Annotated in this window: 22 protein-coding genes; 7 read left to right on the top strand and 15 right to left on the bottom strand. The window is 64.2% G+C overall.

All coding sequences use genetic code 11. From position 1 onward, the window contains the following. Positions 1-49: 49 nt before the first annotated feature. Positions 50-1,300 (top strand): folate-binding protein, encoded by a 1,251-nt coding sequence (locus QKE30_RS09225; protein WP_347934655.1) that lies wholly within the window; start codon positions 50-52, stop codon positions 1,298-1,300. A 225-nt stretch (positions 1,301-1,525) separates the two neighbouring features. After that, a complete protein-coding gene (locus QKE30_RS09220; RefSeq protein ID WP_239202206.1) occupies positions 1,526-1,780 on the top strand; it encodes a DUF3073 domain-containing protein in 255 nt (84 codons plus the stop codon). Between the two features lie 110 nt (positions 1,781-1,890). Here the strand turns inward: QKE30_RS09220 and purM are convergent, their stop codons facing one another. The 3 genes from purM to QKE30_RS09205 all read right to left on the bottom strand — a co-directional run bounded on the left by purM (position 1,891) and on the right by QKE30_RS09205 (position 4,963). Then, a complete protein-coding gene (purM, locus tag QKE30_RS09215) occupies positions 1,891-2,982 on the bottom strand; it encodes a phosphoribosylformylglycinamidine cyclo-ligase (RefSeq protein ID WP_239202204.1) in 1,092 nt (363 codons plus the stop codon). 17 nt (positions 2,983-2,999) lie between these two features. Continuing rightward, positions 3,000-4,472, bottom strand: coding sequence for an amidophosphoribosyltransferase (gene purF / locus QKE30_RS09210; RefSeq protein ID WP_347934654.1), 1,473 nt, complete (start codon positions 4,470-4,472; stop codon positions 3,000-3,002). 110 nt (positions 4,473-4,582) lie between these two features. Continuing rightward, positions 4,583-4,963 (bottom strand): sterol carrier family protein, encoded by a 381-nt coding sequence (locus QKE30_RS09205; protein ID WP_347934651.1) that lies wholly within the window; start codon positions 4,961-4,963, stop codon positions 4,583-4,585. A gap of 205 nt (positions 4,964-5,168) precedes the next feature. On the opposite strand from QKE30_RS09205, the gene QKE30_RS09200 reads away from it, so the two are divergent. Beyond that, on the top strand, positions 5,169-6,137 hold the full coding sequence (locus QKE30_RS09200; protein WP_237744734.1) for an acyl-CoA thioesterase: 969 nt from the start codon (positions 5,169-5,171) through the stop codon (positions 6,135-6,137). Between the two features lie 97 nt (positions 6,138-6,234). Here QKE30_RS09200 and purL read toward each other — a convergent pair whose 3' ends face one another. The 10 genes from purL to purD all read right to left on the bottom strand — a co-directional run bounded on the left by purL (position 6,235) and on the right by purD (position 18,572). Then, a complete protein-coding gene (purL, locus tag QKE30_RS09195; RefSeq protein ID WP_347934650.1) occupies positions 6,235-8,664 on the bottom strand; it encodes a phosphoribosylformylglycinamidine synthase subunit PurL in 2,430 nt (809 codons plus the stop codon). Between the two features lie 31 nt (positions 8,665-8,695). Beyond that, positions 8,696-9,367, bottom strand: a complete 672-nt coding sequence (gene purQ / locus QKE30_RS09190; RefSeq protein WP_347934649.1) for a phosphoribosylformylglycinamidine synthase subunit PurQ — start codon at positions 9,365-9,367, stop codon at positions 8,696-8,698. Then, a complete protein-coding gene (gene purS / locus QKE30_RS09185; RefSeq protein WP_034986132.1) occupies positions 9,368-9,622 on the bottom strand; it encodes a phosphoribosylformylglycinamidine synthase subunit PurS in 255 nt (84 codons plus the stop codon). A gap of 80 nt (positions 9,623-9,702) precedes the next feature. Then, positions 9,703-10,437 carry a DUF2334 domain-containing protein gene (locus tag QKE30_RS09180; protein WP_347934648.1) on the bottom strand — a complete coding sequence of 245 codons (735 nt, stop codon included), beginning with the start codon at positions 10,435-10,437 and terminating at the stop codon, positions 9,703-9,705. A gap of 68 nt (positions 10,438-10,505) precedes the next feature. After that, positions 10,506-12,743, bottom strand: a complete 2,238-nt coding sequence (locus QKE30_RS09175) for a S9 family peptidase (protein ID WP_347934647.1) — start codon at positions 12,741-12,743, stop codon at positions 10,506-10,508. A gap of 50 nt (positions 12,744-12,793) precedes the next feature. Next, positions 12,794-13,687 carry a phosphoribosylaminoimidazolesuccinocarboxamide synthase gene (locus QKE30_RS09170; RefSeq protein WP_239202192.1) on the bottom strand — a complete coding sequence of 298 codons (894 nt, stop codon included), beginning with the start codon at positions 13,685-13,687 and terminating at the stop codon, positions 12,794-12,796. Positions 13,688-13,764: 77 nt separating this feature from the next. Beyond that, positions 13,765-15,195: an adenylosuccinate lyase gene (purB, locus tag QKE30_RS09165; protein WP_347934646.1), complete on the bottom strand. Its 1,431-nt coding sequence runs from the start codon at positions 15,193-15,195 to the stop codon at positions 13,765-13,767. Positions 15,196-15,224: 29 nt separating this feature from the next. Continuing rightward, positions 15,225-15,884 carry a TrkA family potassium uptake protein gene (locus QKE30_RS09160; protein WP_011273059.1) on the bottom strand — a complete coding sequence of 220 codons (660 nt, stop codon included), beginning with the start codon at positions 15,882-15,884 and terminating at the stop codon, positions 15,225-15,227. Further along, positions 15,877-17,241 carry a potassium transporter TrkG gene (locus QKE30_RS09155; RefSeq protein WP_051901673.1) on the bottom strand — a complete coding sequence of 455 codons (1,365 nt, stop codon included), beginning with the start codon at positions 17,239-17,241 and terminating at the stop codon, positions 15,877-15,879. The genes QKE30_RS09160 and QKE30_RS09155 overlap by 8 nt, the downstream gene beginning before the upstream one ends. A gap of 74 nt (positions 17,242-17,315) precedes the next feature. Next, positions 17,316-18,572, bottom strand: coding sequence for a phosphoribosylamine--glycine ligase (gene purD, locus QKE30_RS09150; RefSeq protein ID WP_347934645.1), 1,257 nt, complete (start codon positions 18,570-18,572; stop codon positions 17,316-17,318). Positions 18,573-18,637: 65 nt separating this feature from the next. On the opposite strand from purD, the gene QKE30_RS09145 reads away from it, so the two are divergent. Further along, positions 18,638-19,075: an HIT family protein gene (locus tag QKE30_RS09145; protein WP_070488484.1), complete on the top strand. Its 438-nt coding sequence runs from the start codon at positions 18,638-18,640 to the stop codon at positions 19,073-19,075. Between the two features lie 63 nt (positions 19,076-19,138). After that, on the top strand, positions 19,139-20,344 hold the full coding sequence (locus QKE30_RS09140; RefSeq protein ID WP_347934644.1) for an alpha/beta fold hydrolase: 1,206 nt from the start codon (positions 19,139-19,141) through the stop codon (positions 20,342-20,344). A gap of 30 nt (positions 20,345-20,374) precedes the next feature. On the opposite strand, the gene QKE30_RS09135 is transcribed toward QKE30_RS09140, so the two are convergent. Then, positions 20,375-21,964: a HAMP domain-containing sensor histidine kinase gene (locus QKE30_RS09135; RefSeq protein WP_347934643.1), complete on the bottom strand. Its 1,590-nt coding sequence runs from the start codon at positions 21,962-21,964 to the stop codon at positions 20,375-20,377. A 12-nt stretch (positions 21,965-21,976) separates the two neighbouring features. Then, a complete protein-coding gene (locus QKE30_RS09130) occupies positions 21,977-22,678 on the bottom strand; it encodes a response regulator transcription factor (RefSeq protein ID WP_272944877.1) in 702 nt (233 codons plus the stop codon). Between the two features lie 269 nt (positions 22,679-22,947). Here QKE30_RS09130 and QKE30_RS09125 point away from each other — a divergent pair, with 269 nt between their 5' ends. Both QKE30_RS09125 and QKE30_RS09120 read left to right on the top strand, forming a co-directional pair. Continuing rightward, entirely contained in the window at positions 22,948-23,619 is a 672-nt protein-coding gene (locus QKE30_RS09125; RefSeq protein ID WP_239316392.1) for a L,D-transpeptidase, read from the top strand. 122 nt (positions 23,620-23,741) lie between these two features. Continuing rightward, on the top strand, positions 23,742-24,254 hold the full coding sequence (locus tag QKE30_RS09120) for a GNAT family N-acetyltransferase (RefSeq protein WP_347934642.1): 513 nt from the start codon (positions 23,742-23,744) through the stop codon (positions 24,252-24,254). Positions 24,255-24,302: the final 48 nt, after the last annotated feature.

Genomic DNA, 24,302 nt, shown 5'->3' with positions numbered 1-24,302 from the left:
AGCCCCATAAAGTGCCGCCATTGGCATGCCAGCCCCGCCCCGTCCTACGATGGGTGGTGTGTTTGATCTGACTCACAGCCCGATCGTCGACCACGCACCTGCCGCCAGCGCACTGTCTGGCAGTGAGGCCGCCGAAGTTTCAGAGGCACCGGAAGCTCAGAGCAGCGCCACTGCCTGGCACTACGGCAACCCCCTCACCGAGCAGTCCCGCGTAAACGACGGCAAGCCCGGCCTCGTGGATTTTTGGGATCGCGTGGCCATCCGCGTCTCGGGTGCGGAGCGTCGCGATTGGCTCAACAACTTGATCTCCCAGAAGGTCAACGCCATCGAGCCCGGCCAGGCCACCTTCGGCCTGATCCTCGACGTGAAAGGCCACGTCGAGCACTTCTTCGGAATCCTCGCCACCGACGACGCGCTGATCCTCGACACCCCAGCCACCCACGCCGACGCGCTCGAGGACTATCTGAGCAAGATGGTCTTCTGGTCGCAGGTCTCCGTCGAGCGCCTGCCGTGGGCGCGGCTCACGGTGATCGGCACGGACCTCGCCGCGGATTCCTCGCTCTTTACTGTTGACGCCACATCCTCCGCCGCCCTGCCCACTCAGCTGAACTTCGACGTTCCGGAAGATGTGGATCTGCAACTGTGGAGGACCAGGACTATCGGCGAGCTCCAGGCTCTCGACCTGTGGGTTCCCCGCGAGAGGATAACCCGCGCCTGGGATGAGCTGACTCATGTCGCCCAGCCCACCGGGCGCATGGCCTACGACGCATTCCGCGTGCAGGCACGCCTGCCGATCCTGGGCGTGGATACCGACGAGCGCGCCATCCCCCACGAGGTTCCCGCCTTCATCGGCAAGGGAATCAGCGGCGCCACCCAGCTGGACGACGTTTCCGCCGGTCCCACCGAGGCTGCCGTACACCTGAACAAGGGCTGCTACCGGGGGCAGGAGACGGTTTCCCGAGTGCATAACCTGGGCAAATCCCCGCGAGTGCTGGTGATGCTACACCTGGACGGATCCGCCAATCGACTGCCCGGCGTGGGTGCCGAACTCACCGCGGGTGGCCGCGGAATCGGCCGGGTCGGATCCAGCGTGCACGACTGCGACTACGGGCCGATCGCGCTGGCTTTGGTGAAGCGGAATGTGGTGGAGAAGGTGGCGTCCGAAAACGGCGACGTACCCCCGCTACTCGCCGATGGGATCGACGTATCGATCGACCCCAGCGACCTTGCGAATGCAGCGGGAGACAACTCGATCCGACCGGGGCGAGCGGCGATCAACCGGCTGCGCGGGAAAAATTAGAAAACCCTCACATTGGCTTGACCCCCTTGGATGCGCAATAACAGCGCAGGTCACAGGGGGTATTCGGCGTGGAAGCCCCCGCGCCTACGCCTTCGGTGGGAGGGGGCTTTTGGGAAAAAATGATTGCTAACCGCTATGGTGTAGGGCAGGAAGAAACTTAACTTGTAAACGAAAAGGGTGGCCGAACTCCCGCGCCACTCGAGGACACCGCAAGGGGGTCAGGCCATGGGTCGCGGCCGTGCCAAGGCAAAGCAAGCCAAGGTTGCTCGTCAGTTGAAGTACAATGCTCCGGAAATGGATCTGGAGAGGCTGCAGAGGGAACTCTCTGGCCAGTCGCAGAACCGGGGTTCCGGTTCCCGCGGCGGTAGCGAGTACGACGAGTACGAGGATGACTACAGCGATTTCGCTGCAGAATACGACGACTACAGCGACGAGTACGCCGACGACTACGAGGACAAATACTCCAACGGGTCGCGGTAAAAGCCAACCTATTCACTAAAAACTCCCGCAGCTGGTGCTTTTTGAAAAGCACAGCGCGGGAGTTTTTCTTGGCCTGAGCCCCGTTGGGGCCCAGTTCAGCCAACTTAGATCTAGTTCACGGGGCTGCGGTACTCGCCATCCAGGATCGCGCCGGACTGGCCGTCCTGTGCCGGGCGAACCTCGCCCAGGCGCCAGGCATCGATGTGGCGGGCGGTCAGCATCGCCAGTGCGCGCTCGGCATCATCTTCCGCCACTACGGCGACCATGCCCACGCCCATGTTGAAGGTCTTCTCCATCTCCTCCTGCGAGACCTGGCCTTCCTCCTGGATCAGGCGGAAGATCGGGCCAGGGGTCCAGGAGGAACGCTCCAACTCCGCGACCAGGCCGTCCGGGATCACGCGCCCCAGGTTGGCGGCCAGACCACCGCCGGTGATGTGGGCGAAGGTGTGAACGTCACACTCGCTGGCCAGCTTCAGACAATCGAGGGCGTAGATGCGGGTGGGCTCCAGCAGCTCCTCCCCCAGCGTGCGGCCGAGGGATTCGACGTGCCCGTCCAGCGGCAGCTGCTTGGTATCCAGCAACACGTGGCGCGCCAGGGAGTAACCGTTGGAGTGCAGGCCAGAGGAGGCCATGGCGATCACCACGTCACCCGGGCGCACGCGATCCGGCCCCAGCAGGTTGGCCTCTTCAACCACGCCGACGGAGGTGGCGGAGACATCGTACTCGTGCGGCTCCATCACGCCGGGGTGCTCGGCGGTCTCGCCGCCCAGCAGCGCACAGCCGGCTTCCTCACAGCCCGCGGCGATGCCGGAGACGATGCTGGCAACGTGCTCTGGCACGACCTTGCCGATGGCGATGTAATCCTGCAGGAACAGCGGCTCGGCACCGCAGACCACCAGGTCATCCACACACATGGCCACCAGGTCGCGGCCGATCGTATCGTGCTTGTCCATAGCCTGGGCCACGGCCAGCTTGGTGCCCACGCCGTCGGAGGACGCAGCCAACAGCGGCTTTTCATAATCCCCCAGCGCGAACAGGCCGGCGAAGCCACCGAGGTCGCCGCGCACCTCGGGGCGGGTGGCCTTCTTAGCCAGCGGTGCGAAAAGCTCTACTGCGCGATCGCCGGCCTCAATGTCTACACCGGCAGCAGCGTACGATGCGCCCTCTGCCTGCTTCGGGGTGTTATCGGGGTGCTCACTCATGGCTTGTCCTTGCTTTCCTAATTCTTCGCCTGCTGCTTCAGCATCGTTTCTACCAATGCCGTGTTCGGGTTGTCGCTCGGCATGCCCAGCGGGAACACGCCGTCGAAGCACGCCGCGCACAGCTCATCGCTGCTTTGTTGTGACGCCTCAATCATCGCCTCGGTAGAAACGAATGCTAGGGAGTCCGCGTCGATCTCCCGGCGAATTCCCTCCACCGGATCCGAAGGATCCACATTATTCGCAATCAGCTCGGTGGGCGAGGCGAAGTCGATGCCGTAGAAACACGGCCACTTTACGGGCGGCGAAGCAATGCGAACGTGCACTTCCTTCGCCCCGGCCTCACGCAGCATCTTAATCAGCGCGCGCTGGGTGTTTCCGCGGACAATGGAATCGTCCACCACGACCAGGCGCTTGCCCTCGATGACCTCACGCAGGGGGTTTAGCTTCAGGCGGATACCCAGTTGGCGGATGGTCTGCGAGGGCTGGATGAAGGTGCGCCCCACGTAGGCGTTCTTCATCAACCCCTGGCCAAAGGGAATGTGCGAGGCCTGGGCGTAACCCACCGCCGCGGGCGTACCGGACTCCGGCACGGGAATCACCAGGTCGCCCTCCGCCGGAGCCTCCTCGGCCAGCTTGCGGCCGATCTCCAGGCGGGTGCCGTTCACCGACCGGCCGCGGATGACGGAATCCGGGCGAGCCAGGTAGACGTACTCGAACACGCAGCCCTTGTGCTTCGTCTCCGCAAAGCGGCGGGAACGCACGCCGTCGCCGTCGATGGCCACCAGCTCGCCCGGCTCGACATCGCGGACGAAACGCGCGCCCACGATGTCCAGCGCCGCGGTTTCGGAAGCAACGACCCAGCCGCCGCTGGCCAACTGGCCGATGGACAGAGGGCGCACGCCCTGCGGGTCTCGAACGGCGTACAGTGCGTCACCATCGGTAAACAGCACGCAGAAGGCGCCCTTGACCTTGGGGAACAGCTCCATTGCTGCTTCCTCCACGCTGTGCCCCTCGCGGGTGTCGGCGGCCAGCAGGGCGCACATGACCAGCGAATCAGAGGGGTTGTCCTTCGGATCCACCAGCCCCAACCGGGCGGCCTCCTGGGTGAGCTCGCGGTGATTCACCAGATTGCCGTTGTGGCCCAGAGCCACGTCGGTTCCATCGGGAGCCATGCGGAACATGGGCTGCGCGTTCTCCCAGCTATTACCACCAGCAGTGGTGTAGCGGTTGTGTCCCATGCCGATGTGGCCCTTGAGGGCCTCGAGCGACTGCTCGTCAAACACCTGGCTGACCAGACCCAGATCCTTGAAAACGACGATCTGGTCGCCATCGCCCACCGCGATACCCGCGGCCTCCTGGCCACGGTGCTGCAGCGCGTACAGGCCGTAATACGTGAGCTTAGAGACGTCCTCCCCCGGGGCCCATACCCCGAATACGCCACATTCCTCCCGGGGCTCGGTTTCGCCCCGGTCGTCGAACGGGCTCAGCAACGGTTCTGCCTCTGCTTGTTTTCTCTGGCCTTGAATGTTTGCCACTATGCCGACTCTACTAGCCCATCCGCACTAACCCAAAGGGATGCCCTTTCGCCGGCGAAGCGGGCTCACATTCTCAACAGCGGAAGGTGCTTGGCGATGGCGGAGGCGCGGGTGCCGGAAGTGTCGGCGTCCGAACCAGAAAGATCCTCAACCCCCACCACCAAGCGCAACCACGTAATCGGTGAGCACTGCACCACATTGGGCGGAGTGCCACGGCGATGCTCCAGGCCCGCGATGCACTGGACGGCGGCAAAGGGAGGAATGCGCACCTCGACGGAATGGCCGGGGGCCAGCTCCTCCAGGACAGCCGCGGACAGGCGAACCGCCGCAGCTACGTCGGCACGTGGCGGACGCGGCTGCTCCGCGGGGTTATTCACCCAAGGCAACACCGCTTCAACGGCGTTGCGAGCAGCGGCGGATAGTTCCGGGCCATGTAAATGCTTCATGCCTGGGAATTGTAGTGCGGAAATTGTAGTGCTCTAACGAACGCCGAAGTGTGGGGCGCGTTAGTATTGGGGAGTTGAACACGAAAGAAGTACAGGGTTTTAAGGAAGGCAGTGACCCGTGGCGGACAGCGCAGAAAACACCACCCCGAGCGAGCACAATGCATCTGATAACACGGCGGAGGCTCCCCAAGAGCGCAGCCCAAAGGTGACGCTGCGCTTTCTCGCCGCTCCGACGGACGTGCTGATGGCAGGGGCGATGGGCGTACACGGCGGGCGCGTACTGGAGTGGATCGATAAGGCCGCCTACGCCTGCGCCGTCGGCTGGGCTCAGTCTTATTGCGTTACCGCCTACGTGGGCCACATCCACTTCACCCGCCCGATCCCCTCGGGCCACATGGTGGAGGTCCGCAGCCGCATCGCCTACACCGGCCGCAGCTCCATGCACATCGTCAACGAGGTGCTGTCCGCCGACCCGCGCGAGGGCGTGTTCACCCGCGCCTGCGACTGCCTGGTGATCTTCGTCGCCCTGGACGAAAACGGTAAGTCCAAGCAGATCCCCTCCTACGTGCCGACGACCGACGAGGAAAAGCGCGTGGAAGATGCCGCGCTTTCCCGCATCCAGCTGCGCAAGGCCATCGAAGAGGAGATGCTGCGCCAGACCTACACCGAAAAGTCCACCGCGCCGGAGCTGGTGAACCGGTTCCTGGCGAAGCCGACGGACGTGAACTGGGGCGGCAACGTGCACGGTGGTACCGCCATGGAATGGATCGACGAGGCGGCCACCGCCTGCACCATGCAGTGGACCGGTGAGCGCACCACCGCGGTGTACGCCGGTGGCATTCGCTTCTACCGCCCGGTGCACATCGGTGACCTCGTGGAGGTGGATGCACGCCTGGTGCGCACCGACGAGCGTTCGATGACGGTGATGGTGCACCTGCGCGCGGGCGACCCGCGCGAGGGCAAGGGCAACCTGCCGGTGGCCATCCACGCATCCATGACGTACATCGCCATCGACCTGGACGGCAACCCGCTGCAGGCACGCAAGTACACGCCGGTGACCAGCGAGGATAAGCGCCTGGAGGAGCACGCCGCCACGCTGCGTAACCTGCGCAAGGAGTTCCTGCCGCGGCCGCTGGTGAGCCCCAGCAACCGCGACTTCCGCTTCGTGGAGTAACGCCCGGGGAGCCGGGCGCTACTCCCGCCCGCTGCATGCTCCGCACGGCGCATAGCAAAAGGGGCTCTAGCTCTTCAGCGCCTTACTCTTCGGCACCTTAGATGACGGAGTTGTTGCCTGCCGCGTGGCTAAACAGCGCGGGCAGCGTGGACGTCCACGCATTCTCGGCCGCCTCCAGGGCGATAACGACGTCGAAGTCCTCGTCGTGCTCCTTGGCCGGGTCAAGCTCGACCTCCCCGCCGAAGGGCAGCACCGGGTACACGCCGGAGCCAAAGCGAATGACCGGCTGGTCTGCCGCGTCGTTCACGCCGGTCAGGCCGATCCAGCCGCCGGTCAGGCCGGTCTCAGCCAGTTCGCGCATCAGGTCGCCGTAGTCCTCGCTGCGCACTGCCAGCAGCACGCGGGAGGCAGTCTCGGAGAACAGCCCCACTGCCGCCTGCTGAGCCAGCGTGCGACCTTCCACGGCGGCGGACTCGTGCTGGCTGAGCATCGGGTTCACGGCCACTCCGCGGCCGGACTGGATTGCCAGCTCTACGACAGCTTGCGACAGGCCGCCCTCGGAGAGGTCGTGGGCGGCGACGATCTTGTCGCGCTGCGCGGTGATGAAGGCGCCCAGGCGCTGCTCCACGGACAGGTCCACCTGCGGCGGCATGCCGGCCAGCTCGTCGTGGACGACCTGCTGCCAGATGGAGCCGCCGAGCTCCTCGCGGATTTCCGCGCCCACCAGGACCAGGTGGTACTCCTCCTGCTTCTCCCCCTCGGCAGCCGGCTTCGGCAGCTGCTGCGGAATTCGGCGAGCGCAGTCGTCGATGGTGCCCAGCACCGCGATGACCGGGGTCGGCAGAATGGCGGTGTCGCCGGTCTGGTTGTAGAAGGAGACGTTGCCGCCGGTGACCGGAATGCCCATCTCCTTGCAACCATCGGCCAGGCCGTGCACGGCCTCGCGGAACTGCCACATCACGCCCGGATCCTCCGGGGAACCGAAGTTCAGGCAGTTGGACACTGCCACCGGAGTGGAGCCCGTGACGGAGACGTTGCGGTAGGCCTCAGCCAACGCCAGCTGGGCACCAGTGCGGGGATCCAGGCGGGTGTAACGGCCGGAGGCGTCGGTAGAAACGGCGATGCCGCGACCGGTCTCCTCGTCGATGCGCAGCACGCCCGCGTCCGCGTCCTTGGCCGCAACAGTGTTGCCGCGCACGTAGCGGTCATACTGCTCGGTAATGAACTCGCGGGAGCACAGCGCCGGGGAGGCCGCCAGGTCCAGGATCTGTTGGCGAACCTCCTGGGAGGTCTCCGGCAGCTCCACGCCGCGGGCCTCGTTCAGCTCTTCCTGCTCCGCCGGGCGCTCGTAGGGGCGCTCGTAGACCGGACCTTCCTCAGCCATGGTGTGCGCCGAAGCGTCCACCACGATTTCACCGCAGTGTTCGATGACAAGGTGCTCGCCGTCGGTCACGCTGCCGATGTCGGAGGCCAGCACGTCCCACTTGCGGCAGATCTCCATGAACGCATCCACGTTCTCCGGCTCCACGACGGCGCACATGCGCTCCTGCGACTCGGAGGACAAGATCTCCGCGGCGGTCATGCCCTCGGCGCGCAGGTGCACATTGTCCAGGTTGATGTGCATGCCGCCGTCGCCAGCGGAAGCCAGCTCTGCGGTGGCACAGGAAAGCCCGGCGCCGCCGAGGTCCTGAATACCCACCACCACGTTGGCGCGGTACAGGTCCAGGCAGCACTCAATCAGTACCTTCTCCGCGAAGGGGTCGCCCACCTGCACGGCGGGCAGCTTGCGCTCTGCGCCTTCCTCAAAGGTGTCCGAGGCCAGCACGGACACGCCACCGATGCCGTCCAGACCCGTGCGAGAGCCGAAAAGGATCACTCGGTTGCCCTTGCCAGAGGCGAAGGCCAGCTTGAGGTCTTCGGTCTTCAAAGTGCCCACGCACAGTGCATTTACTAGCGGGTTACCCGCGTAGGTGGCGTCAAAAACAGTCTCGCCGCCAATGTTCGGCAACCCCAGAGAGTTGCCATAACCGCCCACACCCGCGACCACGCCGGGCAGCACGCGCTGGGTATCCGGCAGGTCGGCCGGGCCGAAGCGCAGCTGATCCATCACGGCCACCGGGCGCGCGCCCATTGCCATGATGTCGCGGACGATGCCGCCCACGCCGGTGGCTGCGCCCTGGTAGGGCTCCACGTAGGAGGGGTGGTTGTGGGATTCGACCTTGAAGGTCACCGCGTGGCCATCGCCGATGTCAATCACGCCAGCGTTCTCACCGATACCGGCGAGCATCTTGGACTTCATCTCTTCGGTCGTGGTCTCACCGAAGTAGCGCAGGTGCGTCTTCGAGGACTTGTACGAGCAGTGCTCGGACCACATGACGGAGTACATGGCCAGCTCCGCGTCGGTCGGACGGCGGCCCAGCAGTTCCTTGATGCGCGCGTACTCGTCGTCCTTTAGGCCCAGCTCGTGATACGGCTGCTCCAGGTCCGGGTTGGCCTTAGCATCGGCGACCGTGTCGTTGTGAATCATGAGGATTGGGTGCTCCTTGTAAGAAGAAAGATTAGGAAACGAGCGTGGACAGAACGGACTGGAACAGCCCCAGGCCATCCAAGGACGGCCCGGTCAGGGTTTCCACGGCGTGCTCCGGGTGCGGCATCAGGCCAACCACGCGACCGTTTTCGCTGCACACTCCGGCGATCGAGTTGCGGGAACCATTGTGGTTCTCGACGTAGCGGAACACCACGCGACCTTCACCCTCCAGGCGCTCCAGCGTCTCGTCGCTGGCCTGGAAGCGCCCCTCACCGTGCTTGGACGGCACCAGGATCTTGCTGCCCTCGGCGAACTGGTTGGTCCATGCCGTGGAAGTGTTTTCCACCTCCAGGTAGATGTCGCGGCACACGAAGTGCAGCCCCTCGTTACGGGTGAGGGCACCTGGCAGCAGGCCGGCTTCCTGCAAAATCTGGAAGCCGTTGCAGATCCCCAGCACCGGGGTACCGCGCTCCGCGGCGGCCACCACGGACTTCATTGCCGGGGCGATAGCGGCGATGGCACCGGCGCGCAGGTAGTCGCCGTAGGAAAAGCCGCCGGGGACAACCACAGCGTCGACGTTCTTCAGGTCCTCGTCTGCGTGCCACAGCTCCACCGGCTCCGCACCCGCCAGGCGCACTGCGCGCACGGCATCGACATCGTCGAGGGTGCCGGGGAAGGTGATCACTCCAATGCGGATGGTCACTTACTTAGCCTCCACATCTGCGCCTTCGATAACCACGTCGTAGTCCTCGATCACGGTGTTTGCCAGCAGGTCGGAGGCGATCTTCTCCAGATCCTCGCGCGAGACCCCCTCGCCGACCTCCAGCTCAAAGCGCTTCCCCTGGCGCACGTCCTCTACCCCACTGATGCCGATGCGGCCCAGGGCGCGGACTACGGCCTGCCCCTGCGGATCGAGGATTTCCTTCTTGGGCATAACGTTGACGACAACACGAGCCATGGCTTCTACATTCTCCCAGCTTTGCGGTAATTTCCCGGTAGGTTACCGCCCCATCGTAACACTGCTGGGTGACCGTCCCCTTAAGCCACAGATGCCTGCTGGCGTTCCACGTAATCGCAGTAGTTCGCGGACTCGTAGCCGGCCTCGCGCAGCAACTCGAGAATGCGCAGCATATCGCCCGCCACGTCATCCTTTCCGGCCTTCGCCGCGCTAATGGAAAGGCGGATGTCTTTGCCCTTTGCGGCGCTGCGGCGCGCACTGTTGAGGACGTTGCGACGCCACCACTTCACCGACCCAAAGCCATCGCCGAACGCGAGCACTCGCACCGGATGGCGCTCCTCATTGACCAGGTCTTGGATGGTGTACGCATCCGCCGCGACTGCGAAACCCACCTCGCCGGCGGCCTGCAAAGCGTCCTCCGACGCCAGCCAACGGGTCGGGGCGAAGGCCTTCGGGCTCAACCCGAGAGCATCCAGCTGGCGGGTGGCGGCGGAGAGCCGCAGGGTTGCCTCGTGGCGGCCGAGCCGGTGGAACTCCCCCTTGCCGTGCGCCCCACCCAGCGGCCCGAGCCCGCCGAGCAGCAGCTCGTGGCCGCGGGCAGCGGAATCGTGGAACAGTTCCAGCGCCGCCTGGTCATCCTTCAGCCGCCAGTTCGGCCCCTGCACTGTCAGCACCAAACCGGCGTGCAGGTCCAGCGCCCGCGCTGCATCCCGCATTTTCTCGGCCGCGGTCACCGTGTCCTGGCGCAGACCCGTGATGGTCAACAAAACGCGGGGGGCACGCTGGGCGTTGGGGACGGTCTGTGCGGGGCTCATAGGTACTTAGCCTGCACAACACAGGTGAACGGGAGGTAACACCCGCCCTACATCTGAGCGTCGAGTTGTTAAAGGCTCGCCCCCTCGTCGGACGTGTTCTTCACCAGCAGCTCGGTGGCGCCCATCCTGTCCAGCTCCCAGGCGGTCTCGAAGGCCGCCTGGCGCCACTTGGCATAGCGGCCAGATACGCCGCCGTGGCCGGCCTCCATGTCGATGCGCAGCAGCGTATCCTCGGCCCCCACCTCGCGCAGCTTGGCCACCCACTTCGCGGGTTCCACGTACAGCACGCGGGTGTCGTTCAGGCTGGTCACCGCCAGGATCGGCGGATAGGCCAGGTCGGCTGAGACGTTCTCATAAGGAGCGTAGCCCGCCATGTAGTCGTAGACCTGCGGGTCGTGGAAGGGGTCGCCCCACTCGTCCCACTCCGTTACGGTCAGCGGCAGCTCCGGCATGAGCATGCTGGTCAGCGGGTCCACGAAAGGAACCACGGCCTCGATGCCCGCGAAGCGATCGCCCGCCAGGTTGGCCACCGCACCCATCAGCATGCCGCCGGCGGAGCCGCCCTCGGCCACCATCTGCTCGCGGGTGGTCATACCCTCGCGCAGCAGGTGGTCGGCGACGGCCACGAAGTCCGTAAACGTGTTGCGCTTCTCCAGCCCCTTGCCGTGGTCGTACCACAGTCGGCCCATCTCGCCGCCGCCGCGAACGTGCGCGATGGCGTACACCACACCGCGGTCCAGCATGGACAGCCGGAACAGGGAGAATCCCGGGTCGATGCAGTTCTCGTAGGAACCATAGCCGTACAGCAGCACCGGGTTGGCCTGAGTGATGTCCACGTCCGTGCGGTGGATGAGGGATACCGGGATGCGCGCGCCGTCCTCGGCCTTAACCCACAGCCGCTGCGAGGTGTACTGCGCGGGATCGAACTCCCGGCCGTCCGGGTCGGCCAGCACCTGCTGTTCCTTGCGCAGGATTTTCTCCCCCGTCGCCAGGTCGATGTCGTAGATACGCGGCGGAGTCGTGAAGGCAGTGTAGGCCACGCGCAGCACCGGGCTCTCCCATTCGCTGTTGCCGACGGCGCCAACCCCGCAGAGTTCCCCGGGGAACTCGATCCGCTCGAACTCGCCGAAGGCCCGGGAGGAAGAGTCAACGGTCGAGGTGTCGGCGTCACCAAGCTTCATGATGTAGCTGGTCTCCAGCGCATTCTCCCGAGCTTCGAGGACAATGTGGTCGCTGAAGACATCCACGCCCTCCAGGCGCGCGTCCTCGCGGTGCGGCACAAGCGCCTGCACGTCGTCCCACGCGGCAATCTGGCCGGTTGGGTGGTAGCCGAGCTCGCTGTTCGCACCGGTCTTGTTATGCAGCACCAGCCACATGTCCTGGCCGCCCACAACTGCGTGATCCACTCCGTACTCCACGTCGGCTTCGCGCGGGATCACGCAGGTCAGCTCGGCATTCGGATCCTCCAGGTCGAGGTACCACACCTCGCTGGTCACCTTCGAGCCCGTGTGGACCAGCAGGTAGCGCTCGGAGCGGGTGGTTGCCACGCCCGTCCAGAATCGTTCGTCGTCTTCGCGGTACACCAGCTCGTCTTTATCGACGCCCTCACCGACTGTGTGGCGCCAGATCTCGTGCGGTCGCCACGCTTCATCCACGCGCTGGTAGTACACGGTATCCCTGCCTACCCAGGTGGCGCCGTAGAAGACATCCTCGATCTCGTCTTCCAGGTCCTCCCCCGTGGTGAGGTCGCGGATGCGCAGGGTGAAGCGCTCGGAGCCGGTCTCGTCCACCGAGTAAGCCAGGCGCGTGCCGTCCTGGGTCACGCTGGCCGCGCCCAGGCTAAAGAACTCCTTGCCCTCGGCTAGGGCGTTGCAGTTCAGGAAAGTCTCCTCGCCCGGCGCGGGGATGCCGGGCTCAATCGTCGGCGGGGTCCAGTCGTTTTCGTCGGCGATGGGAACGCGGCACATGGTGCCGTAGCTCTTGCCTTCCTCAGTGCGGGAGAAGTACCACCAGCCCTCGGAACGCACGGGCAGGGACATGTCCGTCTCCTGCACCCTCGCCTTAACTTCCTCGAACAGGCGATCCTGCAGGGGCTTGAGGTGCTCCGTCTGCTGGAGGGTCCAGGCGTTTTCCGCCTCTAGGTGCTGGCGGACTTCCGCATTTTCCTTGTCACGCAACCACTCGTAGTTGTCGACGAACTCGCGGCCGTGGAAGGTGCGGGTGTGCGGCACCTGCTTGGCGATCGGCGGGGCCGCGATCGGGTTATTAGCTTTCTGGGGCGCGTCGTTATTAGGCATACGCGCCATGCTACTCAGACAGGACTACTGGGAGCCGAATTGGTTGGGGCTGCAGTCGCCTAGACGCACTGGCCGATCCAGTCGGAGAAGCGCTTGCCGGATAGCTTCTCGTAGGCCTCGATGTAGCGCGAGCGGGTGGCCTCCACCACGGAGCCCGGCAGTGGCGGCGGGGGCGTGCCCTCGGACTTGTCCCAGCCGGACTTCGGACCGGTCAGCCAGTTGCGCACGTACTGCTTATCGAAGCTGGGCTGCACCTTGCCCTCCTCGTAGCCCTCGGCGGGCCAGTAGCGGGAGGAGTCCGGTGTCAGAACCTCATCGGCCAGCACCAGGGTGCCGTCGGCATCCAAGCCGAACTCGAACTTGGTATCGGCGAGGATCAGGCCGCGCTCCTCGGCAATGGCGGCGGCCTTCTTGTAGATCGAAAGGGTCGCCTCGCGCAGCTCGGTAGCGCGCTCCTCCCCCAAAGCCTCAACGACCACGTCGAAGCTCACATTCTCGTCGTGGTCACCCAGCTCGGCCTTAGTGGCCGGGGTGAAAATCGGCTCCGGCAGGCGGGAGGCCTCCACGAGCCCTTCGGGCAGCTCCACACCGCACACGCTGCCGGTTTCCTGGTACTCCTTCAGGCCAGAGCCGGTCAGGTAACCGCGGGCCACGCACTCGAAGGGGATCATATCCAGCTTCTTGCACAGCATGGCGCGGCCGAGGACGTACTCGGGGATCCGCTCGTCATCCAACGCACCGGCCAGGTGGTTGGGGAAATCGATCTCGTCAAAGAAAAAAGCGCTCACGGCAGTGAGCACCCGACCCTTGTCTGGGATCTCAGTATCAAGGACGTAGTCGTAAGCACTGATCCGGTCACTGACAACCATCAGCAGGTTGTCCTCGTCGACTTCGTAGATCTCCCGCACTTTACCTGCGGAATGGTGCTCGTACTCGCACAGTTCTGGACGCATGAGTAGACAGTGTAGCCCTGTACCAGGCATTTGACTATTTGTGGCCGGAACTGTGCGAATCTTCGGCGTTTCCGCAGCTACAGAATCTCGCCCGGCGTGTAGGCAGCGGCCTCCGGGTGGCGGTTCTTAACTTCCTCGATGCGCGCCAGAACGCGGGACACCTGGGACTCGGCCGCGCCGATGAATGCGTGGCGATCCGCCAGAGCCTCCTCCAGCTGCGGTTCGTCCAGCGGGAAGCGGTCGTCGCCGGCGAGGCGCTGCACCAGATCCTGGTCGCCACCGTTCTCGCGCATGTTCAGCGCCACCGCCACGGCGTGCTCCTTGATCAACTCGTGGGCCGTCTCGCGGCCTACCCCGGCGCGCACGGCTGCCATCAGGATGCGCGTGGTGGCCAGGAACGGCAGGTAGCGCTCGAGCTCCCGGTCGATCATTGCCGGGAAGACTCCGAACTCGTCCAGGACGGTCAGGAAGGTCTCACACATGCCGTCGAAGGTGAAGAAGGCGTCCGGAAGAGCCACGCGACGAACCACAGAGCAGAACACGTCGCCCTCGTTCCATTGCGCACCGGCCAGGTCGGCGGCCATGGTCAGGTAGCCGCGCAGCAGGACCTGCATGCCGCCCACGCGCTCGCAGGAGCGGGCGTTCATCTTGTGCGGCATGGCGGAGGAACCGACCTGGCCTTCCTTGAAGCCCTCCGTGACGGTCTCGTTGCCCGCCATCAGGCGAATCGTCATCGACAGCGAGGACAGGGCGGCGCCGATCTGCGCCAGGGCGCTCAGCGCGTCCATGTCCAGGCTGCGCGGGTAAACCTGGCCGACGGAATCGAATACGCGGGAGAAGCCAAGGTTCTCGGCGATGGTGCTTTCCAGTGCCGCCAGCTTGGACTCGTCGCCGCCGACCAGGTCCAGCATGTCCTGGCTGGTTCCCATCGGCCCCTTAATGCCACGCAGCGGGTAGCGCCCCAGCAGGTCCTCGATGCGCTCCAGCCCTACCAGTAGCTCATCGGCGGCGGAGGCGAAGCGCTTGCCCAAGGTCGTTGCCTGGGCGGCCACGTTGTGAGAGCGCCCGGCCATCACCAGCGACTGGTTCTCCGCCGCACGGCGGCCAATGCGCGCGAGCACGGCGACAGCCTTGTCGCGGGCCAGCTGCAGGGAGCTGAAGATCTGCAGCTGCTCCACATTCTCCGTCAGGTCGCGGGAGGTCATGCCCTTGTGGATGTGCTCCTGGCCGGCCAGCGCGTTGAACTCCTCGATGCGGGCCTTCACGTCGTGGCGGGTGACCTTTTCGCGCTCGGCGATGGATGCAAGGTCTACGTTCTCGATGACCTTCTGGTAGGCCTCGATAGCCTCGGCCGGGACATCGACCCCGAGGTCGGCTTGAGCCTTCATGACGGAGATCCAGAGCTTGCGCTCCATAATGATCTTGTCCTCCGGGGACCAAATGGCGGTCATCTCCGGGGAGGCGTAGCGGTTGGCAAGGACGTTGGAAATATTTTTCTTAGCAGGCACGTCCCCGAGTTTATGCGTACCGCTGGCTTTTAGGAATCCGCAAACTTATCCAGGTCCTTGATGCGCCCCGCGGCAATCACCAGGTCGCCGGAGCGAATCACATACCCCGCCGGCGGAGTAGAAAAGTGCCCATCGGCCGAACGCACCGCGACGATGGCGATCCCCTGCGGTGTCTCCTCCACCTTGCGACCGTGCATGTGCAGTGGCGGCGCCAGCTTGGCCATCGCAAAGTCGCGGTCGAACTCGATGTACTCCTGCACGTGGCCTGCGATCAGGTGCGCCACGCGCCGCCCGGTATCCCTTTCAGGGCGCACGACGTGGTGCACGCCGATCTGCGTAAGGATCTTCGCGTGTTGCTGGTTGTCTGCCTTCGCCCAGACGTTGGGCACCCCTAGGTCCATCACGGCGGAAGCTGTAAGTAGTGACGCCCCCATGTCTGAACCGATGCCGATTACAACACGGTGGGCATCCTGCACCCCGAGCTGGCGCAGCGCATCCTGATCGGTGGTTTCGGCGATGACCGCGTGCGTCAACAGCGGGGCGGCTTTCGTCACCACAGCTTCGTCTACGTCGATGCCCAGCACCTCCACGCCGGACTGCACGAGTTCTTCGCCGAGGGCCATGCCGAAGCGGCCCAGGCCGATGATGACGACGGGAGGGTTAGCAGGGCGGGAAAAGAACTTAGCCAATGAACGGCCTTTCTACTGGGTAGGAATAGAGGCGTTGGTTAGTGCGGGCGGCCAGAGCCGCGACCACGGTGATGGGACCGATGCGTCCGAGGTACATCAGCACGACCAGCCATATGCGGGCGAAGTCCGGCAGCTCCGGGGTGATGCCGGTGGTCAGGCCCACGGTGGCGAAAGCGGAGATGGTCTCGAAGGTGATTTGATGGGAATCGTACTGCGGCAGCAAAAGTTGCAGCGCCATGATGGATACTCCGACCACCAGGAAGGCCATCATGAATACCGCCATCGCCTGGCGGACGATGCGGCTCGGAATTCGCCGACCGGCGACCAGCAGCTGCTCGTCGCCACGCACCTCCGCGATCAACACGGCCACCAGCACCGCAGCGGTCGTCACCTTCACGCCACCCGCGGTGCCGCCCGAGCCGCCGCCGATGAACATCAGAAAGTCCGTCAGCATCAGCGAGGACGGGCGCAGCTCCGTCAGATCCACTGAGTTGAAGCCGGCCGTGCGGGAGGAAACAGAGTGGAAGAACGCCGCCTGCAGCGCCGATAGCGGTGTGAGGTCGCGCAGGGCGTTGGTCCACTCCATCAGCGCGAAGCCGACCGTACCCACCACCAGCAGGATTGCGGTGCCGGTGAGCGTGAAGATCAAAGTCAGCGATGGCGGGCGCTTCACCTTCGAACGCCACCGCGCCCGCAGTTCCAGCAGCACGGGGAAACCCAGGCCGCCTATGACGATGCCGACGGCGATGGGCAGGATGATGCCCGCGTCGTTGACGTAGGGCATCAGGTTGTCGGAGCGCAGGCCGAAGCCAGCGTTGTTGAACGCGGAGATCGCGTGGAACGTACCCTCCCACACTGCCGGCAAGAAGCCGTATCCATAGCCAGAGGCAAAGCGGAAGGTCAGCACAATGGCTATCACCAGCTCAGTGGCCAGGGAAAAGCCGATGGTGCCGAAGATGATGGTGCGGATTTCGCCCAGGCTTCTTCCGCGTTGTTCCGCGGCGGCGCGCAGGCGGCCTTTGACGCCCATCTGTCCAGCCAAAACATAACTCACCACAGTGGCGAGTGTCATGATGCCGAGACCTCCGACCTGGATGAGCAGCATGATGACGACCTGCCCGAAATGGGACCAGTAGGTCGCGGTATCCACGACGGTGAGACCGGTCAAGCAAGTGGCCGAAGTGGCGGTGAAAAGAGCGGTGGTGAACTCCGGGCTCTCCGGTCCGCTGCGGGATATGGGCAACAGCAACAGCGCCGTGCCTGCGAGGATAAGCAGCAGGAAACTGACGGAGACCAGCTGCGCGGGGCTGAAGCCTTGCCAGCCCCGCCGGCGATTTTCGCCTGGGTGTGCAATCACAAGTGGTTACATTAAACCTATTGCCCCCAGTGCGAAACCCTTATGCGCGAGTTTTTCTCACAACATCCCGGGCGCTAGATGGAAATGCGGCCTTCAACTGCGGAAAGGGCGATGTCGGAGCGGTAGTGCGAACCTTCCAGCTGGATGCCCTGCAGGGTCTCATAGGCCTGCTTGCGTGCCTCTGCCAGGGTGGCGCCGGTGCCGATGACGTTCAGCACGCGGCCGCCGGAGCTCACCAGCTGACCATTCTGTTCCGCCACGCCCGCGGCCAAAATGCCGCGGGATTCGTTGCCCGGCTCCGCGCCGACAATCGGCTTGCCGGTAACCGGGCTGGCCGGGTAGTTCTCGGCGGCTAGCACGACAGTCAGCGCGTAACCGTCCTCCCACTCCAGCGGCGGAAGCTGGTCCAGGGTGCCGGTCGCCACAGCATTCAGCACCCCACCCAGCGGGGTCTTCAGCTGACGCAGCACGGGCTGAGTCTCCGGGTCGCCGAAGCGGCAGTTGAATTCCACCACAGCCGGACCTTCGCTACCCCAGGCCAGACCTGCGTACAGCAGGCCGTTGAAAGGCACGCCCTCGGCGACCATCTGCTTGGCCACCGGCTCCACAACCTCGGTCACGATGCGCTGCACGCCATCCGCCGGCAGCCACGGCAGCGGGGTGTAGGCGCCCATGCCGCCGGTGTTTGGGCCTTCGTCGTTGTCCCCCACTCGCTTGAAGTCCTGCGCGGGCAGCAGCGGCACCACGGTCTCGCCATCCACCAGGCAGAACAGGGAAACCTCCGGGCCATCCAGGAAGCTCTCCAGCAGCACCGGGTTGCCGCCTGCGTGCACGGCGTGGATGTGCTCCAGAGCCTCCGCACGGTCGGCCGTGACCACCACACCCTTTCCGCCGGCCAGTCCATCGTCCTTGACAACGTAAGTTGGGCCGAACTTGTCGAGGGTGGCGTCAATAAAAGAATCGCTAGACCCGACAGGGACAGCGACGGCATCGGCGGTACGGACCTGCGCCTTGGCCATGATGTCCTTCGCAAAGGCCTTCGAGCCCTCGATCTGTGCGGCGGCGGCCGAGGGGCCGAATACGGCGAAGCCCGCCGCTCGCAGCTCGTCGGCAGCCCCGGCGACCAGCGGGATCTCGGGGCCGATAACAACCAGATCCGCCTCGATCTCGCGGGCCAGGGCCACCGGATCGCCGTCCGGGTGCAGGGTGGCCACGGCCGTCATGCCGGCGTTACCCGGGCTGACGTGGACCTGTTCGACGGAGGGATCCAGGGACAAAGAATAAGCCAGTGCGTGCTCGCGGGCACCGCTGCCGATAACAAGAATGCGCATGGTTCCCCAGTCTAGCGAAGCTAACCCCCGCCACCAGATACGTTTAACGCGCTAACATCGGCAGCATGGCTACGGTATTCACGAAAATCCTGAACGGTGAGATTCCCGGTCGCATCGTCTACCGCGACGAAACCGCGGCGGCGTTTTTGACCATCGAACCCGCGGCATACGGCCACACGCTGGTCGTACCGATCGAGGAGGTCGACCGCTGGACCGATATGGATGCGACAACGTGGGCTCACTGCAACGAGGTCGCGCAGCTGGTGGGCAAGGCCATCGTCGAGGCTTTTGACGCCCCCCGCGCCGGCTACCTGATCGCTGGATTCGAGGTGCCACACGCCCACATCCACATTTTCCCGGCTTCCGACATGTCCGGCTACAGCCTGCAGAACGTGATGCGGATGGACGAGACGGATCCAGAGAAGATGGATGAGTCGGCGGCCAAGATCCGCCAAGCGCTGCAGGCTCAGGGCGTAGACGAGGCGAAGATCCCTTCCGCTTAAAGGCTTGAAAGTTTAGAGCACAGCCCCCTTCTTTCGTTTCATTGTCATTGCGGTGGATAACCAGTGGAAAACGACAACAACGACAACGTGGTTGACCCAGAGGTCTCCCCAGAGCTCGACCCAGAACTCGACCTAGAGGAACTAGCCGAGGTCGATCCCCCGGCGAGTGCAGCCGTGGCAGAGAGCTTCAAGGACCCCGATAGCTTCGATAGCTACGACGGCTACGGCAACTATCGCAGTGGCTCTTCGGACGATGACTACGACCCCGCCAACGCGGGCGACGTCATCGGCCCCGACCCTGATATCCGCAGCTGGCTAAGCCGCCTTGGCAGCGGCATGGCCAGCGGTCTTTCCAACACCGGGCGCTTCCTTTGGGACATTCCGGGGCGCATGACCCGCCCGCAGCTACCGCAGCTCCGCGGTGCCATCCCCGACCCGCCGCTGGGCGCCCGCCAAGTCTCCCCCGGTTACGCGGACGACCTCTGGCAAGCCCGCCCCACTATCGACCGCCCGTACCCGGTAATCCTGATCCACGGGACGATCAGCTCGAAGAATGTGTGGCAGAACCTGGTTCTGCGCCTGCGGGAAGACGACTTTGTGGTGTTCAGCCCGGACTATGGCGTGCACGGAACGCAGGATATTCCAACCTCCGCCCAGGACATCGGTGCCTACATCGAGCAGGTGCTGGCCGCCACGGGCGCGGAGGCGGTGGACATCGTGGGGCATTCCCAGGGTGGGCTGCTGGCGCGCTATTGGATCAACGAGCTCGGCGGCGAGGATTACGTCCACCACCTCATCACGCTTGGCGCTCCGCACCAGGGCACCACACTCATGGGCATGCTGGGCGGCATGTTTACCACGGACATGAGCCAGCGCGTGGCGGCCGCCACCATTCGCCGGGTCTTCGGCGCGGCGGGCATGCAGCAGGTCATCGGTTCGCCGCTGATGGAAACCCTGGCGGCCTCCCCCGAAACCCGCAACCACATTCGCTACACCTGCTACGCCACCCGCAACGATGCCACCGTGGTGCCTCACGAAAACGCTTTCTTGGGTGACCGACAGCCCACCATCCCCAGTGACCACACCACCTTCCAGCTCGAGGACGGCCATTCAAACGACACGGGCGAGGCCATCATCACGAACTATTTCCTGCAGGACTTGGGCGTGTCCAAGTGCAAGCACGAGGAGCTGCCGACGAACCCGGACGTGCAGGACATCGTCCACCTGGCGCTCCTCGACGGCTTGGAGGAAGGCGATACAGAAGCGTAGGCGGGGCGGCCTCACATGCCCCGCGGGGCGCTATTCCGCCTCGGGTGCTTCGGGCAACTCGATCCGGAAGCGCGTGCCCTTGCCTTCTTCACTGTCCACGGTGACCGTGCCGCCGTGGACCTCCACCAGCCCCTTGACGATCGACAGCCCCAGCCCCGAGCCACCGGAAGCTCGGGAGCGCGAAACATCCGGGCGGTAGAACCTTTCAAACAGGTGTGGCACGTCTTCAGCCGGGATGCCCTGGCCGTTGTCCTCCACATCCACGATCACGTTGCCGTCGCGCTTATCCAGGCGCAGCTTCACCTCAGCGTCTTCGCCCGCGTGCCGCAACGCATTGGTCACTAGGTTGCCCAGCACCTGGTGCAGGCGGTTCACGTCGCCGATGACGATCGGCACATCCCCGGTTTCGTTGACGACCTGCACCGTGCGGTTCGGGAATCCCGCGCGCGCCGACTCCGCGGTTTCCAGCACCAGTTCCAGCATGTCCACGCGGTTCTTCGCCAGCGGTCGGCCTTCGTCCATGCGGACCAGCGCGAGGAGGTCTTCGACCAGCAGACTCATGCGGCCAGCCTCTTCAGAAATACGGTCGATGACCATGGGGGCGTCATCAGTAGCACCCGATTGGTACAGCTCCGCGTAGCCGCGCACCGACGTCAACGGCGTGCGCAGCTCGTGCGAAGCATCCCCGATGAAGCGGCGCATCGATGCCTCGGAGCGACGTGCCTGCCTTTCCGAAGCGCCAATGGCCACGAACGCCGCTTGGATCTGCGCGAGCATCTTGTTGAGCGCCTGCGAAAGCCGCCCGACCTCTGTGTTGGGCCGCCAATTCGGCACGCGCTGCCCGAGGTCACCGTTCGAAATTTTTGACGCCGTCAGTTCCACCTCGTTCAGTGGACGCAAAGCGCGGCGCACCAGATACATCGATGCCAGGATGACGAACGCGACGACCGTCAGGCCGATCACTGCCTGCAACAGCACGAGGCGGGAGATAATGTGCTCTTCTTCGGCCAAAGGCAAAGCGACGATCGTGATGGTGCCGTCGTCATTGCGGAAGCTGGTAGCACGCCAGCTGATGTGCGTGCCGGAGTCCTCGCGCGAGCCGACGGTCACGGGCATGGTGGGCTGCCCCAGGCCGCGGATCTCGGGGCGGGCCTTCAACGGGGAGTTGAAGTACTCATAGGAGACCTGGTCGTCGACCACCAGAATGTAGAAGTCGCTGGGTGGGCGGGTAACACCGGTGACGGGATTCGGCGGCTGCGGGAGGTTCAGTACACCGAAACCTTCCAGCCCCAGAGCGCTGCTGTCGCTCCCGCTCCCGCTCGGCGCACTCTGATCCTCGGAATTGCCGTCGGCGAGGCCGGACCGGTGAGCCCAACCGTTTGTCGCCTGATCTAGCTGCTCATCAACCCTTTGAATGAGGAAACGCTGCAGGGTGGTCGTCACGGAAACACCGGAAACCGTTAGCCCCATTGCGACCAGCACCGCGATCACCACGACCAGGGAGATGCGCAGCGGATAGTGAGACAGGAAATGCCCAGGATGACCGGAGCGGACGGGGACGGCGGAGCCTACAGCAGACACAGCAGACTCGGGCGCGCCGGTGTTATCAGCGTTGGACATGGGAATCAGGTTTTAGGTGCGGGGCTTACGCAACACGTAGCCCACACCGCGGACGGTCTGGATGAGGTGGGGCTCTTCCTTGTCGATCTTGCGGCGCAGGTAGGAAACATAGGACTCGACGACGTTGCCGTCGCCGCCGAAGTCGTAGTTCCACACGTGATCCAGGATCTTGGCCTTGCTCAGCACAACCTCCGCGTTGACCAGCAGGTAGCGCAGCAGCTTGAACTCCGTGGGCGATAGGTCGACGATCTCGCCGGCCTTCGTGACCTCATGCATGTCGTCGTCCAAAGTGATGTCCTCGTAGGTGATCAGGCTGGACTCCTGCTCTTCCTCGGAGGACACACGGCGCAGGATCACGCGCAGACGGGTAATAACCTCTTCCAAGCTGAACGGCTTGGTCACATAGTCATCGGCGCCGATGGTCAGACCGTGGATTCGGTCCTCCACACCGTCCTTTGCGGTGAGGAAGAGCGCCGGGGCATCGTGGCCTGCGGCGCGGAGCTTGTTGAGGAGGGTGAAGCCATCCATGCCGGGCATCATGACGTCCAGAATGAAGGCATCCGGTTGGTAGGTTTCCGCCAGCGCCAGTGCGTCTTGGCCGTTGTCGGCCGTTTCCACATCAAACCCCTGAAATTTCAGGCTTACCTTGAGGAGGTCAGAAATATTGGCCTCGTCGTCGACGACGAGAACCTTCACCGGCTGGGTGTTAGGCATTGTCATGCACCTCATTGTGCTGCAGAGAATTAGCGTCTATCTGCATGATAGCTGGATGTTTCCTGTGAACCCTGTAGCGGTTTCCCACCACGGCATGCCACCACGGCATACCAACGCGGAAAACTCTCGGAACTGTCTTCCTGCCTCCACGCGCCAGCTACCGCGCCAACTTCATTGCCCTCGAAAACTGCAGTGGTTCTGGAGAGAATCTAGGAATTAACTCGTGATTCAGTGCACGTATTCTTCATGCGACCCGATAAGCTATCCCCATGACGAAATCCAACTCTCGCTCCCTCCGCCGCCGCCTCGCCGCTGCCGGTGTCGCAACCATGATGGCTGCCTCCCTGGGCACCGGCGCCGCATCTGCCGCTCCTCTGGGCTCCTCCCAGCAGGACATCAACAACTTCGTTCTGGGCGCCCGCGATAACGTCCACAACAGCACCCGCGGTCTGCCAGAGCCCGTCCGTGGCCAGATCAACCGTGCAGCCGACGATGCCGCTAACTTCTTCGCCCCAGGCGCCTTGGCCGCCCGCGAGCGCGCCAACAAGCCCGCCCCGCGCCCGGCTCCGAAGCACCGTCCCGCTCCGCGCAACACTCAGTGCCCGGCTCAGGCTCGCGGTTGCGTTAACCTGCGCAACCAGACTGCTTGGCTGCAGCGCGGTGGGAAGACCAGCTATGGCCCGGTGAAGATCTCCAGCGGCAAGCGTGGCTACGAGACCCCGAAGGGCTGGCACGTGATCACCCGCAAGGTGAAGAACGAGGTTTCCCGCACCTACGGCAACGCCCCGATGCCCTACTCCGTGTACTTCACCAACAACGGCCACGCCTTCCACCAGGGTGATCCGAACGTGATGTCCCACGGCTGCATCCACCTGGCTTCCCCGCACGCCAAGAACTTCTTCAACGCGCTGAACGTCGGCGACCGGATCTACATCTACTAGGATTCAACAGCGCTAGGGTTCAACAGCACCAGGGTTCACCAGCCTGTTCACCCCAACCCCCAGGGCAAGCGCCTCACCGGAGCAGCTTCGCCCTGGGGGTTGCTTTCGCTACGCTTACTCCTATGACTTCTTACAAAGAAAATCCTGAACTGTTCACCTTCCGTCGCGCGGTCGAAGCCGACCGCCCATTCATCCACAAGATGAACGCTGAGACGGATACCTGGGGTGATCCGAACAGGGAATACTCGGACACCTTCGACGAGGACACGGTCTTCTACGTGGATGGCTGGACTGAGGGACAAGGTGGCGTCATCGTCGAAGAAAACGGTGAGTCCATCGGCGCAGCATGGCTGCTCGACTCTACGGAAGAAAACCACGGCTACGGCTACGTTTCTGCAGAATACCCTGAGGTGGCGATCGCCATGGCGCCCGGCAACACGGGCAAGGGGCTGGGCACGAAGCTGATGCAGGCAGTGCTGGATCAGGCGAAGGCCGACGGCAAGCCGGGCGTAAGCCTGTGCGTCGTCTTCGGCAACGACCGCGCGAAGCACGTCTACGAGAAGATCGGATACGTCGAAAAGGGCGTGGACGAGGCCGAGCACGCGCACGTGATGCTGTACACGTTCGACAGCTAGCCCCCACTTGCTGCCCCAAGGCAAGAGAAAAATTTGAGCCGGCGACGA

The sequence above is a fragment of the Corynebacterium sp. c24Ua_83 genome (genome assembly GCF_039907245.1).
Lineage (GTDB): Bacteria > Actinomycetota > Actinomycetes > Mycobacteriales > Mycobacteriaceae > Corynebacterium.
The sequence above is the reverse complement of the archived record's forward strand: the minus strand, read 5'-3'. Positions and strand labels throughout refer to the sequence as shown.

What these genes read in the sequence shown, in the direction of transcription:
- purL (WP_347934650.1), bottom strand. Translation starts at nt 8,664, where the DNA reads ATGATTCACAACGACACGGTCGCCGATGCTAAGGCCAACCCGGACCTG.
- purD (WP_347934645.1), bottom strand. Translation starts at nt 18,572, where the DNA reads ATGCGCATTCTTGTTATCGGCAGCGGTGCCCGCGAGCACGCACTGGCT.
- QKE30_RS09120 (WP_347934642.1), top strand. Translation starts at nt 23,742, where the DNA reads ATGACTTCTTACAAAGAAAATCCTGAACTGTTCACCTTCCGTCGCGCG.
- QKE30_RS09180 (WP_347934648.1), bottom strand. Translation starts at nt 10,437, where the DNA reads ATGAGCCCCGCACAGACCGTCCCCAACGCCCAGCGTGCCCCCCGCGTT.
- QKE30_RS09135 (WP_347934643.1), bottom strand. Translation starts at nt 21,964, where the DNA reads ATGTCCAACGCTGATAACACCGGCGCGCCCGAGTCTGCTGTGTCTGCT.
- QKE30_RS09170 (WP_239202192.1), bottom strand. Translation starts at nt 13,687, where the DNA reads ATGCGTCCAGAACTGTGCGAGTACGAGCACCATTCCGCAGGTAAAGTG.
- purS (WP_034986132.1), bottom strand. Translation starts at nt 9,622, where the DNA reads ATGGCTCGTGTTGTCGTCAACGTTATGCCCAAGAAGGAAATCCTCGAT.
- QKE30_RS09225 (WP_347934655.1), top strand. Translation starts at nt 50, where the DNA reads ATGGGTGGTGTGTTTGATCTGACTCACAGCCCGATCGTCGACCACGCA.
- QKE30_RS09145 (WP_070488484.1), top strand. Translation starts at nt 18,638, where the DNA reads ATGGCTACGGTATTCACGAAAATCCTGAACGGTGAGATTCCCGGTCGC.
- QKE30_RS09175 (WP_347934647.1), bottom strand. Translation starts at nt 12,743, where the DNA reads ATGGCGCGTATGCCTAATAACGACGCGCCCCAGAAAGCTAATAACCCG.
- QKE30_RS09220 (WP_239202206.1), top strand. Translation starts at nt 1,526, where the DNA reads ATGGGTCGCGGCCGTGCCAAGGCAAAGCAAGCCAAGGTTGCTCGTCAG.
- purM (WP_239202204.1), bottom strand. Translation starts at nt 2,982, where the DNA reads ATGAGTGAGCACCCCGATAACACCCCGAAGCAGGCAGAGGGCGCATCG.
- QKE30_RS09205 (WP_347934651.1), bottom strand. Translation starts at nt 4,963, where the DNA reads ATGAAGCATTTACATGGCCCGGAACTATCCGCCGCTGCTCGCAACGCC.
- QKE30_RS09130 (WP_272944877.1), bottom strand. Translation starts at nt 22,678, where the DNA reads ATGCCTAACACCCAGCCGGTGAAGGTTCTCGTCGTCGACGACGAGGCC.
- QKE30_RS09125 (WP_239316392.1), top strand. Translation starts at nt 22,948, where the DNA reads ATGACGAAATCCAACTCTCGCTCCCTCCGCCGCCGCCTCGCCGCTGCC.